General features: G+C 42.2%; 13 protein-coding genes. 7 read left to right on the plus strand and 6 right to left on the minus strand.

The annotated features are described in order from the left end of the window. Nucleotides 1-8 precede the first annotated feature (8 nt). The 7 genes from J0X14_RS04105 (at nucleotide 9) to J0X14_RS04135 (ending at nucleotide 7,564) form a co-directional block, all read left to right on the plus strand. On the plus strand, nucleotides 9-362 hold the full coding sequence (locus tag J0X14_RS04105) for a four helix bundle protein (RefSeq protein WP_207096474.1): 354 nt from the start codon (nucleotides 9-11) through the stop codon (nucleotides 360-362). Next, entirely contained in the window at nucleotides 362-1,633 is a 1,272-nt protein-coding gene (locus J0X14_RS04110) for a TolC family protein (protein WP_242527907.1), read from the plus strand. Before J0X14_RS04105 ends, J0X14_RS04110 begins: the two co-directional genes overlap by 1 nt. 17 nt (nucleotides 1,634-1,650) lie before the next feature. Continuing rightward, nucleotides 1,651-1,986 (plus strand): hypothetical protein, encoded by a 336-nt coding sequence (locus J0X14_RS04115; RefSeq protein WP_207096475.1) that lies wholly within the window; start codon nucleotides 1,651-1,653, stop codon nucleotides 1,984-1,986. Between the two features lie 17 nt (nucleotides 1,987-2,003). Continuing rightward, the gene (locus J0X14_RS04120) at nucleotides 2,004-2,555 is read left to right on the plus strand and encodes a helix-turn-helix domain-containing protein (RefSeq protein ID WP_207096476.1); all 552 of its coding nucleotides are present in this window, start codon (nucleotides 2,004-2,006) and stop codon (nucleotides 2,553-2,555) included. A 67-nt stretch (nucleotides 2,556-2,622) separates the two neighbouring features. Further along, nucleotides 2,623-5,124 carry a heavy metal translocating P-type ATPase gene (locus J0X14_RS04125; RefSeq protein ID WP_207096477.1) on the plus strand — a complete coding sequence of 834 codons (2,502 nt, stop codon included), beginning with the start codon at nucleotides 2,623-2,625 and terminating at the stop codon, nucleotides 5,122-5,124. A gap of 7 nt (nucleotides 5,125-5,131) precedes the next feature. After that, a complete protein-coding gene (locus J0X14_RS04130; protein WP_207096478.1) occupies nucleotides 5,132-5,839 on the plus strand; it encodes a hypothetical protein in 708 nt (235 codons plus the stop codon). A gap of 3 nt (nucleotides 5,840-5,842) precedes the next feature. Continuing rightward, nucleotides 5,843-7,564, plus strand: coding sequence for an efflux RND transporter periplasmic adaptor subunit (locus tag J0X14_RS04135; protein WP_207096479.1), 1,722 nt, complete (start codon nucleotides 5,843-5,845; stop codon nucleotides 7,562-7,564). A 1-nt stretch (nucleotide 7,565) separates the two neighbouring features. Here J0X14_RS04135 and J0X14_RS04140 read toward each other — a convergent pair whose 3' ends face one another. From J0X14_RS04140 to J0X14_RS04165, 6 genes are all read right to left on the minus strand, one after another. After that, nucleotides 7,566-8,765 (minus strand): glycoside hydrolase family 18 protein, encoded by a 1,200-nt coding sequence (locus J0X14_RS04140; RefSeq protein ID WP_207096480.1) that lies wholly within the window; start codon nucleotides 8,763-8,765, stop codon nucleotides 7,566-7,568. 393 nt (nucleotides 8,766-9,158) lie between these two features. After that, a complete protein-coding gene (groL, locus tag J0X14_RS04145) occupies nucleotides 9,159-10,790 on the minus strand; it encodes a chaperonin GroEL (RefSeq protein ID WP_207096481.1) in 1,632 nt (543 codons plus the stop codon). A 116-nt stretch (nucleotides 10,791-10,906) separates the two neighbouring features. Beyond that, complete coding sequence (groES, locus tag J0X14_RS04150) at nucleotides 10,907-11,185, minus strand: co-chaperone GroES (RefSeq protein WP_207096482.1); 279 nt, start codon at nucleotides 11,183-11,185, stop codon at nucleotides 10,907-10,909. A 142-nt stretch (nucleotides 11,186-11,327) separates the two neighbouring features. Then, nucleotides 11,328-11,693 carry a preprotein translocase subunit SecG gene (gene secG / locus J0X14_RS04155; RefSeq protein WP_207096483.1) on the minus strand — a complete coding sequence of 122 codons (366 nt, stop codon included), beginning with the start codon at nucleotides 11,691-11,693 and terminating at the stop codon, nucleotides 11,328-11,330. 8 nt (nucleotides 11,694-11,701) lie between these two features. Beyond that, the gene (locus J0X14_RS04160) at nucleotides 11,702-12,610 is read right to left on the minus strand and encodes a hypothetical protein (RefSeq protein WP_207096484.1); all 909 of its coding nucleotides are present in this window, start codon (nucleotides 12,608-12,610) and stop codon (nucleotides 11,702-11,704) included. A gap of 6 nt (nucleotides 12,611-12,616) precedes the next feature. Beyond that, the gene (locus J0X14_RS04165) at nucleotides 12,617-13,144 is read right to left on the minus strand and encodes an LptE family protein (protein ID WP_207096485.1); all 528 of its coding nucleotides are present in this window, start codon (nucleotides 13,142-13,144) and stop codon (nucleotides 12,617-12,619) included. Nucleotides 13,145-13,157: the final 13 nt, after the last annotated feature.

Here is a 13,157-nt window from a genome sequence, read left to right on the forward strand (position 1 = left end):
TTAAAGTTATGGCTAAAAGTGTTTTAAGAGAAAAGAGCTATGGTTTTGCAATAGAAATTGTAAATCTATCACAGCTTTTAATTTCTGAAAAAAAGGAGTATGTGTTAAGCAAGCAACTTTTAAGAAGTGGGTCTTCCATTGGAGCATTAATTCGAGAAGCTGAATTTGCCCAAAGCAAAAAGGATTTCATTAATAAAATGAGTATTGCTCTTAAGGAAGCAAACGAAACTCTGTACTGGTTAGATTTATTAAAAGACACACATTTTTTGGAAGTTGACAGCCACCAAAAATTGAATTCAACCTGCAAAGAATTAGTAGCTATGTTGGCAAGTTCAGTAAAAACTTCAAAATCCAACCTCTAATGAAAAAGCCAAATAACATAAAAACTATTTTTCAATTTTCACCTTTTACTTTAAGGAGAGCATGCACTTTTATCTTTTCACTTTTCACTTTCCACTTTTTAAGTGCTCAGTCCTTGGAAAGCTATCTTCAGGAAGCGGAATTGAACAGCCCCATGATTCAGGCTTTGGAGCTACGCTACAATATTGCAAAAGAAAAGGTGAGTGAAATGAACACCTTGCCAAACACAACGGTTGCTGCGGGATATTTTGTGAGTGAACCAGAGACCAGAACGGGAGCGCAACGGGCAAGATTTTCGGTTTCGCAGATGTTGCCATGGTTTGGCACTATCACGGCCCGGGAAAACTATGCCAGTTCCATGGCTGAGACGGAGTATGCCGAAATTGTCATCGCCAAACGAAAATTGGCATTGTCATTGGCGCAATCCTACTACAATTTATACGGGATTGAGGCGAAACAAAAAGTACTTCAAGAAAACATTGAACTGCTCAAAACCTATGAAACCCTGGCACTGACCTCCGTGGAGGTGGGAAAAGCTTCGGCGGTGGATATTTTGAAACTTCAAATTCGCCAAAATGAATTGCAACAGCAGAAGGAGGTACTGGAACAATCCTACTTGGCGGAGCAGGCTGTTTTCAACAATTTGTTGAATCGAGATGAAAGCATCGCTGTGGAGGTTGTTGAGGAAATGGACATTCCAGAGGATGACCCTATGCTTAACAAAGACGATTTAAGTTTAAATCCGGAATTGCTCAAATACGACCAGTTGTACGAATCGGTTACGCAATCCGAACTGCTGAATCAAAAGGAGAATGCACCTAGTTTTGGCATTGGGTTGGACTACATCCCTGTTTCGGAGCGGGATGATATGGTGTTCAGTGATAATGGAAAGGATATTGTGATGCCGATGGTTACTTTTTCAGTGCCTATTTTCAATAACAAGTTTAAATCGACCACCAAACAAAATGAGCTTCGTCAAAAGGAGATTGAACTGCAAAAAGCAGAGCGATTAAATGTATTGGAGAATGCCTATGCCAATGCCATTTCGCAACGGAATCAAGCACGTATTGCCCATCAAACCCAGTCAAAGAACCTAAATCAGGCGAAAGATGCTGAAGAAATCCTGATCAAGAACTATGAGACGGGAACCATCGATTTCAACGATGTGTTGGATATTCAAGAATTACAATTAAAGTTTCAAACGAATCAAATACAATCAGTGCAGCTGTATTATTTACAATCTGCCATCATCAATTATTTAATTAACAAGTAAATTTAATTTTATCAAAAATGAGAACAAACATCAGAACAATTATCGGAATTGCATTTGCATCAGCCTTGGTACTTACGGTATCCTGCAAAGGAAAAACAGAGGAGGCAAAAGAGACTTCTACGGAAGCGACCATGGAACATGAAGGTCACGATATGGATAAAATGGACCATGAAGGACATGACATGGACAACATGGAAACTGCTGATATGAAAGGCAAAGAGTACACCTCTAAATATGTTTGCGTAATGCATTGCGAAGGCAGTGGAAGTGATGAAGAGGGAAAATGCCCAGTTTGTCGAATGGATTATGTGTTGAATGAGGAGCACATGGCAGACGGACATACCCATAATTAATTTCAAATTGTACCACTATGCGTATTAAAGTCAAAAATATGGTTTGTGAAAGATGCAAAGGTGTCTTGAAAAACGAATTTCGGGATATGGGCATTGAAGTGGTACAAATTGACTTAGGCGAAGTTGAATTTAAAGATTCGGCCATGGGCCAAATAGAGCGTATTCGGGAGATTTTGACCAAGAATGGATTTGAATTGATTGAGGATGTCAATCAGACGTACATCGTGGACATCAAAAAACACTTGATCAATGCGTTGGAGAACCGTTCCGATCAAAATCTCTCAGAATACTTGGCTGGAAAGCTGAACAGAGACTATTCGGCACTCAGTAAAATGTTCAGTGCCAAAGAGGGATTGACCATTGAAAAGTATTTTATCCTGCTCAAAATGGAGAAGGTAAAAGAAGAAATTCAAATGGGAACGAAAACTTTCTCTGAAATAGCCTGCGATTTAAACTACAAGAGCAGTAGCCACTTGGCCAAACAGTTTAAATCAGTAACTGGAATGTCGATGAGTGCCTATAAAAAGGTACAAGAGTGGAACAGGAGGCCGTTGGACCAAATTGTATAAAAGAAACCCAGAATTGTAAAAAGCTTCCGACTGGTATTCAGCTAGTTTTGAACAAAAAACAAACAAGATGAAACATACCTATCACATACACGGAATGAGCTGTAATGGTTGTAGAAACCATGTACAAGAAACCCTATCAAAAGTTGATGGGGTTACCGGGGTTGAAGTCAGTTTGGAGAAGGCCGAGGCCTCAATCGAGATGAAGGAACATATTCCTATTGAAACCTTCGAGGAAGCCCTAAAGAATGATGGAGGCGGATATACTATTCATGCGGACGGTCATCACCATCATCCACCAAAGAAAGAAGAAAAAAAAACGGTTTCAAACGGGAATGGCACTTTTTATTGCCCCATGCGATGCGAAGGGGACAAAACCTACGACGAACCAGGAGATTGCCCGGTATGTGGTATGGATTTGGTAGAGGAACAGAACACGGCTACAAGTTCCAAACAACAATGGACTTGCCCCATGCACCCCGAAGTGGTGGAAGATGGCCCTGGTTCTTGCCCCATCTGCGGAATGGACTTGGTGCCGATGAAGCTCGAAGCAAGTGCAGAGGAGAAAACCTATAAAAAATTACTTAAGAAGTTTTGGATAGCGGTGGGATTTACGCTCCCTATCTTCCTGATTGCCATGAGTGAGATGATACCCAACAATCCATTGTACAAACTAATGGCGCCGAGATATTGGAATTGGGTACAGTTTGGGTTATCAATTCCTGTTGTTTTTTATGCTACATGGATGTTTTTTGAACGAGCCTACCGAAGTATCAAGACATGGAACCTGAACATGTTCACCTTAATTGGAATCGGTGCTGGTGTGGCATTTGTGTTCAGTATATTGGGACTGTTGTTTCCTGGGTTTTTTCCAGACCAATTCAAGACCGAATCTGGGGCGGTTCACGTATATTTTGAAGCAGCAACTGTTATCCTCACACTTGTACTTTTAGGACAATTGTTGGAAGCCAGAGCACATAGCAAAACCAACAATGCAGTAAAGGAATTATTGAAATTAGCCCCCAACAAAGCCGTCAAAGTTGTGAATGGGGAAGAAGTTGAGGTCAGTATCGATGACATTGAAAAAGGGGATATCCTTCGGGTAAAACCGGGAGAAAAAATTCCTGTGGATGGCATCATCACCGAAGGGGAAACCGCTGTGGACGAATCCATGATCACCGGGGAACCCATTCCTGTAGAAAAAGGAGTGGATGACAAGGTAAGCAGCGGTACCATCAACGGGAATCAATCTTTTTTGATGAAAGCTGAAAAAGTGGGTAGCGATACGTTGCTCTCACAAATCATTGATATGGTGAACCAAGCCAGTCGAAGCCGGGCACCCATTCAGAATTTGGCGGATAAGGTATCGGCCTATTTTGTTCCCGCGGTGGTGATTATTTCCATCATCACATTTGCGGTTTGGGCCATTTGGGGGCCACAGCCCGCCTATGTTTACGCTTTGATCAATGCCATTGCGGTTTTAATCATCGCCTGTCCCTGTGCTTTGGGGCTTGCCACGCCGATGTCGGTGATGGTCGGTGTGGGTAAAGGTGCTCAAAATGGGGTGCTCATTAAAAATGCAGAAGCCTTGGAAAAAATGGCTGATGTGGACACCTTGATTATCGACAAAACGGGAACCATTACCGAAGGTAAACCAACATTTGACCATTTGGAGGCCTTTTCTGATGACTATTCAGATAGAGATTTGTTGCAATACGTTGTCTCCGTAAATGCCAATAGTGAACACCCTTTGGCGCAGGCTACCGTAAATTATGGTAAGGAAAAAGATGTCAAGACTCTAAAAACGGAGTCCTTCAATGCCGTCACGGGAATGGGGGTTGAAGGGAAGATCAAAGATGCTAAAATCCATTTGGGAAACCTCAAGTTGATGGAGAAAGCTGAGGTGGAAATTTCCAAAGACATGAAGGAAAAGGTCAAAAAAGCACAAGAAAAAGGGAAAACCGTTTCCTATTTGGCCATAGATGGAAAGTGTCATGGCTATGTGGCCATTGGCGACAAAATAAAGAAAACCAGTGCCAAAGCCATCAAAGCCATTCAAGACAATGGAATTTCTGTGATCATGCTCACCGGGGATAATGCCAACACGGCCAAAGCGGTGGCTAGCGAATTGCACTTAAATGATTTTAAGGCCGAAACCTTGCCTGAGGACAAAATGAAGGAAGTGGAACGCTTGCAAAATGAAGGAAAGGTGGTTGCTATGGCCGGGGATGGTATCAACGATGCCCCAGCATTGGCCAAAAGTGATTTGGGTATTGCCATGGGAACTGGAACTGACGTAGCTATTGAAAGTGCCATGATCACTTTGGTAAAAGGAGACCTTCATGGCATTGTAAAAGCACGGAACCTTAGTGAGGCCGTCATGAAAAACATAAAACAAAACCTATTTTTTGCATTGATCTATAACACCATCGGTGTACCGGTGGCAGCAGGGGTGCTTTATCCTTTCTTTGGGATTTTGCTTTCACCCATGATCGCGGCCTTGGCCATGAGCTTCAGCTCAGTATCGGTGATAGCCAATGCATTACGACTACGAACTAAATCAATCGACTAAAACTAAAATGGTAAAACGAACAACAGCGGTTAAGATTAGAAAGGCCCATCGATATTTGGGGCTGTTTTTGGGGATTCAATTCATCATGTGGACGGCCAGTGGCCTCTACTTCAGTTGGACCGATATTGATGAAATACACGGTGATCATTTCAGAAATATGGACCACGAACCTACAACCTTTGATGGCCTCATTGGACTTTCGCAAATCAATATACCCGCTAAAATAAGTTCGTTGCGTTTAAAGGACATAGGAGGGAAACCATACTATTGGATCAATAATGAATTTTTGGTTGATGCTAGGAATGGAAGTCTGAAAAAAGGTATTTCAGAACAAGAGGCTTTGGCGGTGGCCCATAAACAGATGTCACATGAGTTAAAAGTGAAAGCTGTGGAGGTCATCAACGAAACCGATAAGCATCACGAGTATCGGGAGCGGAAATTGCCCGCTTATGTGATTTCGTATGAATCCCTTGAAGACATCAAGGCCTATGTTTCGGTGGAGGATGGTTCTTTTCAGACTGTTCGACACCGGAATTGGCGTTGGTTCGATTTTTTGTGGATGACCCATACGATGGATTACGAGAGCAGGGATGATTTTAATACCACAGTACTTCGTGCCTTCTCCCTAATGGGATTGATTACTGTACTGAGCGGATTTTTGCTCTGGTTTACCTCATCGCCAACGATGCGGAAAGTTGTAAAACGAAAAAAATAACACATGAAAAAAGAAAATATCATTTATATCGGGATTGCGGTTGTAGTGGGGCTACTGGCCGGATACCTTATTTTTGGAGGTGGCACCGAAACCACAATGGAAGAGCAGGTACATGACCACAGTGCGGAGATGGCTTCAGGCGAAATGTGGACGTGTTCAATGCACCCACAGATTATGCAGCCAGAACCGGGATCTTGCCCCATTTGTGGGATGGACTTAATTCCTGCTGATGCAGCAGGCGAAGGACTGTCGCATTCGCAAATTAGCATGACCGCAAATGCCATGACCTTAGCGGGTGTGGAGACGGTAACCGTTGGCGAAGGAAGTACCAGTGGTGGAAATGTAAAATTGTCGGGAAAGATGGCCGTTAACCAAGAATCTGATGCAGTGCAATCTGCTTACTTTAATGGGAGAATAGAACGCTTAAACATCAATTATGAGGGTGAAGAGGTGAAAAGAGGACAACAATTGGCCACCATTTATTCCCCTGAATTGGTATCGGCCCAACAAGAATTGATTACCGCGGTAAAACTCAAATCCACCCAACCTGCTTTGTACACTGCGGTACGTAACAAATTGAAATTATGGAAGTTGTCCGATGTCCAAATCAATCAAATTGAAAGTTCAGGGAAGGTGGTTGAAAATTTTCCAGTGTACGCCAATGTTTCCGGGGTTGTTTCTTCCATTATGGTGGAAGAAGGCGATTATGTAAAAACAGGTTCACCTTTGGTGAAAGTGGCCAATTTAAATTCGGTATGGGCCATTTTTGATGCCTATGAAAATCAGTTGGCATTGTTCAAAAAAGGACAGACGTTAGAAGTATCTACCAAGTCATATCCCAATGAAATATTTCAGGCGACGATTTCCTTTGTAGATCCCTTGCTCAACAATTCCAGCCGAACGTTGGAAGTTCGGGCAGAATTGGACAACAAAAAAGGTTTGTTAAAACCTGGAATGTTCGTTGTTGGTGAAATAAAAACATCGGAAAGTATGACAACAGATATGGTTACCGTTCCTGAAAGTGCTGTGCTATGGACTGGGGAACGCTCTGTGGTTTATGTGCAACCAAATCCCAATGAAGCCGTTTTTGAAATGCGGGAAGTAACCTTGGGAAGTTTGAGCAATGGCAGCTACCCCGTGGTTTCTGGTCTTGAAGCTGGAGAAGAAGTTGTGGCCAAAGGAACTTTTACCGTGGATGCCGCGGCCCAATTGCAAGGCAAAAAATCCATGATGAACAAGAGTGGTGGTGCAACCATGACAGGTCACGAGGGCCATGGAATGAAAATGGATTTTTCCAAAGATTTTGAAAATGGTTTTGGTAGTGTATTGGATGCTTACCTTAAATTGAAAAATGCCTTGGTAGATTCGGATATGGATGGAGCAAAAAAATGGGCAAGCGAGGCATCACAAAAAGTGCAAAACCTAAAATCAATGGAAATTGATGATATGGGGATGACTCATGTGGAAAAAATTGAAGAATACCTTTCCAATATCTCTGAAGAAGATTCCATTGAGTCCCAACGGAAGGATTTTGTGCTGTTGTCGGAAAACATGATTCTAATTAGAAACCAATTGAAGGGCTTGGGCCAAAAACTGTATGTGCAGCATTGTCCCATGGCAGATAACAACAAGGGCGCCAATTGGATCAGTGCCGAAAAGGAAATTAGAAATCCGTATTATGGGGAGGCCATGCTAAGCTGTGGCAGTGTAGTCCATACGTGGTAATTTAGTCCTTGCTGGCTGCATCGAACATGGACTTTAACAGACTGTTCTTTTCCTTGGTATCGTTGCCCAATTGCCAGAACATGATGCCACCCAGCTTCTTTTTTAGGGCATACTCGGTTTTCATGCGCACAGAAACCGTGTCGTCATAACTGATAAAAATGCTGTCTTTGGCATTGTACAAATAAGGTGCTTTGGCAATGGGGTCCCAATAGCGCTTAAAATCAGGGTCTTGTTCAAATTCACTTCGGATATTGTAGTAGGCAGCCCAACCAATGTAAGGTCCGGAGTTGGACTGGTAAAGTCCATTGTTTTTGGGAGGAACACCTTTCCAAGCACGTCCGTAAAAAGCGGAACCAATGACCATTTGCTCGGGCTTTACCCCTTGTTCCAGACAATATTCCACTATTTTTTCGGCAGACCTTGGCCCGTAATCCCGGTCATCTCCGCGTTCTTTTTTCCAATTGGCAATGAATTCAGCGGCGGGAGTACCTTCAATATCCTTTTCTTTGATATAACCCAGAGGGGTATGATGGCCGGTGTAAGGAGAATTGCCTCCGACTTGATCGTAGGTCATAATGTTCATGTAGTCCACATAACCCATCACTTTTTCCAACTCAATATTGTTGTAGTAGGGTTTCCACCCTGCTGAAGCAAAGGTCAAGGTCTGTTCGCGGTCCAGCGTATCCAAGGATTCCCGTAATTCTTTCATCAATAGCGTAAAGTTTTCTTTGTCTTCGGGTCGGGCTCCTGTATCTGCTGCAGGTATGGCTGGGTATTCCCAATCAATATCAATTCCGTCCAGTTGATATTTTTGATTGAACTCCACCACGCTTTCCACAAACCTCTTTCGATTCCCAGCAGTGTGGGACATATCCGAAAATCCATCGGCACCCCATCCACCACAAGCAATCATGACTTTTAGATTTGGGTGATTTTTGCGTTGTTCCACTAATTGTTCCAGTTTTTTGCCGTCTTCCGCATTCCTGAACTGCATTTTTCCATCGATGACATGGGTAAATGAAAAAATAATATGGGTGAGTTGATGTAACGGAAGTTTTTCAGGTTGATATTCCTTTTCGGGAACATAATACGCCATTACGGCCACGGAAGATGTTTTGGTGTCTGGTTGATTTTTGAAAACAGCAAACGCGGTAATCAAACCGAAAAGAAGTAGAAGAGTAATGGAACGAAGATGTTTCATTTTGTATGTTTTTGATTTTTAGAAAGTAATCCAAAAGAGGTTGAAAGGCGAATGTTTTAGACCAAGAACAGCTTGAACGATACCGACAACATTTTTCGAGTCAAAAGCACATGGTGTTTTAGTTAATATTTAGCCAAATAAAAACAACGGATTCAAAACTAAAATACATTTACTTCAGTTTTTTAATTTTTTGACTCATGAAACAAGCGAAGTCAACTGGAAAGTCATCTCCTGCAAAAGCGGTTAAGCCAAATGCAAAGAAGACTACCCAAGCTACTGGAAAGAAGAAGTAACTTGGTTTTTAGGTTCTTTCGAAGAACTTTATCACTAAACAGAAAAGAAAACGCCCCGATGAAAATCGAGGCGTTCCTATTTTAATCCAAATGGGATTTCTTACATCATACCTGGCATTCCACCGCCACCCATTGGTGGTCCGGCAGGAGCATCTTCTTTGATGTCTGTCAAAGCACATTCCGTAGTCAGGATCATACCTGCTACCGAAGCGGCATTTTCCAAAGCAATTCGGGTTACTTTCTTAGGATCGATGATACCTGCCTCAAGCATATCAACATACTTGTCTGATTTGGCATCATAACCGAAGTCCTTCTTGCCTTCAAGAACTTTTGAAATCACCACAGAACCTTCACCACCAGCGTTTTCAACGATGGTACGCAAAGGAGACTCAATGGCTTTAGCCACGATTTGTACACCAGTGGTTTCATCCAAAGAATCGGTAGTCAATTTTTCCAATACTTTTTTGGCGCGAACCAAAGCCACACCACCACCGGCAACAATACCTTCTTCAACAGCGGCACGGGTAGCGTGCAAGGCATCATCAACACGGTCTTTTTTCTCCTTCATTTCAACTTCTGAAGCGGCACCTACATACAAAACTGCAACCCCACCAGCCAATTTGGCCAAGCGTTCTTGCAATTTTTCCTTGTCGTAATCAGAAGTAGTGGTTTCAATCTGTGATTTGATTTGGTTTACTCTGGCTTTAATGTCAGAAGCTTTACCAGAACCGTTTACGATGGTTGTATTGTCTTTATCGATGGTTACGGTTTCAGCAGTACCCAACATATCCAAAGAAGCGTTTTCCAAAGAGAAACCTCTTTCTTCAGAGATTACGGTACCACCAGTTAAGATGGCGATGTCTTCCAACATGGCTTTTCTTCTGTCCCCAAATCCAGGCGCTTTTACAGCGGCAATTTTAAGACCACCTCTCAATTTGTTCACTACCAAAGTGGCCAATGCTTGACCTTCAACATCTTCAGAAATAATTAAAAGCGGTCTTCCAGATTGCGCAACGGGCTCTAGGATAGGAAGGATTTCCTGTAGATTGGAAATTTTCTTATCGAAAAGAAGAATATAAGGGTTCTCCAAATCGGCCACCATTTTGTCAGTATCGGTCACGAAGTAAGGAGAAAGGTATCCTCTGTCAAACTGCATTCCTTCAACAACATCAACATAGGTATCGGTACCTTTGGCCTCCTCTACGGTGATTACACCTTCTTTTCCAACTTTATCAAATGCTTTGGCGATAAGATCACCAATAGTCTCGTCATTATTTGAAGAAATTGAGGCAACTTGTTTGATTTTATCTGAATCGTTGCCCACTTTTTTGGCTTGCTTTTCCAAGTCTGCTACCAAGGCTTCAACCGCTTTGTCGATACCTCTTTTCAGATCCATTGGATTGGCACCTGCGGCAACGTTTTTAAGACCTTCTTTAACGATGGCCTGGGCCAATACGGTAGCGGTAGTGGTACCGTCACCGGCTTGGTCGTTGGTTCTGGAAGCAACTTCCTTAACCATTTGTGCCCCCATATTTTCAAGGGGATCTTCCAATTCAATTTCTTTTGCAACGGAAACACCGTCTTTGGTTACTTGAGGTGCACCAAAGGACTTGCTGATGATTACGTTTCTACCCTTGGGTCCCAAGGTTACTTTTACAGCTTCGGCCAATTTGTCAACACCTCTTTTAAGGCCATCACGTGCATCTATCTCAAACTTAATATCTTTTGCCATTTTTAAATTTTTTAGTTGAAAAAATTAATTTCCAAAACTCAATTCCCAAACTCCATATTGGAAGGTTGATAGGGGTTGTTTTGGATTTTGTTTATTGGTTTTTGGAATTTTCCGTGTTATACTATTGCCAAAATATCGCTCTCGCGCATCATCAAATAGTCCGCACCGTCCAATTTAAGTTCAGTACCGGCATATTTTCCATATAGTACGGTATCACCAACTTTAACGGTCATTTTTTCATCTTTGGTTCCAGGTCCAACTGCAACTACGTTGCCTTTTTGGGGTTTTTCCTTTGCGTTGTCCGGAATGATGATACCGGAGGCAGTTTTGGTCTCGGCCTGTAGTGGCTCGATCAGAACACGGTCTGCCAATGGTTTGATATTAACTTTAGCCATATTTTTAATTATTTAGGTATTTATTTTAAAAATTCTCGAAACATTGGGGCAGAAATTATGCCAATGCGCAAAAACTGACATTATGGAAAACAAAAATGCCAGCTTGTCACTCAAGCTGGCATTTTTATATGTGTTGTCATAATTAATTGATGGTGTCCGTTGGATCGGCACTGTCAGTAGGAAGTTGTTCAGGGACTTCCTCGGGTACTGTTTCTGGAACAGTGGTCTCTATGTCATCGCCCTGCAACAATTTTGAATCTGCTTGACTGTAGCTTCCCTTTAGGGAAACGTTGGACAAAAGAATCAATACAATTAATAATGTGGCGAGGGTCCAAGTACTTTTATCCAAAAAGTCACCGGTTTTCTTTACACCTCCCACAACTTGGTTTCCACTACCTCCAAAAGATGAGGACAACCCACCACCTTTAGGGTTTTGGACCATAATGACCAAGACCAACAAAAGGCACACGATAATGATCAAAATCAAAAAAATTGTAAACGTGCTCATTTTTTATCTTATTCTTTTTCTTTCTGCAGTGTCTTCACCGCCCGAATTTGGTCTGCAAAGAAACCACTTTTTTCTGGATATTTCAAACTCAATATTTTAAAGGCTTGGATGGCTTTTTTATACTTTTTTTGTTCGAGATATACCTTGGCCAAAGTTTCCGTCATCAGTTCATCTTTATTGAACTTGGTGGATGCCTTGATATCAATTTTTGGATTGGCATTTTCCTGTGGAACAATCTTGGGATTGTTCTCGATGAACTTGTCCAGAAGGTCAAATTTTTTCTTTTTCTCCAATTCTTCCATCATATCCTCTTCGGGTTCTTGTTCGGTAGTTTTGGAGGTCAACTGCAACCATTCGGTAAAAGAGTGTTTTTCCTTTTTGGTAAAGGGAATGGGCTTGCCCAATTTTAAATCGGCTTCAGGAGCGGTTTCTTCCTTGGCTTGAATTGGTGCAGGTTCTTCTTTTTCCGTTTTGGGTTTTTCAGGGGTTTTGGATTTGAACAATGCCGGGTTCAAAATTTGTTCGGCATCCTGAATATTTTGGGGTAGGGCTACTTCCTCAGCCTCCACCAACATGGCATTTACATTTTCGCTGGGCTCAATTTCTTCGGAAATGGCATTTTGCTCCTCAAGTTTGGATCGTCGCCCGGCAATGGTATCGGCAATGTTGTTCTGGACAAATTCTTGGGATGTGATGTAATCGAAAAGCACATCCCTATCTGCCGTATGGGCCGCCGTAACTTTTAAAGCGTTGTTGTATTTATAGCTATCAAGATTTTTCAGTCCTTTTAAATGCAAAGCACGAGCCGCCTGAAAATACGGATACTCCTCAATCATATCCTCCAGTTCCCGTGTTTGTTTTGGGGACAGGATGGTATTTGAGTTTTGAAGAATCTGTATAAAATCCGATACGTTCATAAATGTTTACCAATTTCCCAAGGAGGCATTAAAAATATCTTGGGTAAGCCGTTCAAAAATTTCTTCGTGGGCCACTGCTTGAACTGATGTCAAGGAAGCCGCTGCATCAAAATCGTAAAAGAAGGAAAAACGACGTTCAAAATCCGCATCTTCCTTAGTATTGTTGAAAAACCGAACGTTCACGCTCATGGTAAGTCGGTTTTGTGCTGTCCGCTGGTCGGCGGTTGCGGTCATGGGCACCACTTTATATTCCACAATTTCGCCTTCATACAACAAATCCCCATTACTTCCGGTAAGGGATAGGCTGGTGAGATTATTAATCATCTCTTGTAGGGCATTAGTAAATTCCCTGTCCAATCCCGGAACAATCACGGAGCGTGCTGACTGATCCGCATAATTCTGGAAGAAATTCACCTGAAAGGTGGTGGCTGTACCAATATCGGCACCAGAAAAATTATAAGCACCGCAACCATATAAACTCAGGACCAATGCAAGCAGTCCAACTTTAAAACCATTTTTTCTCTTCATTTTCATTTCGTGCAATAAA

The organism is Allomuricauda sp. CAU 1633 (genome assembly GCF_017313225.1).
Lineage (GTDB): Bacteria > Bacteroidota > Bacteroidia > Flavobacteriales > Flavobacteriaceae > Flagellimonas.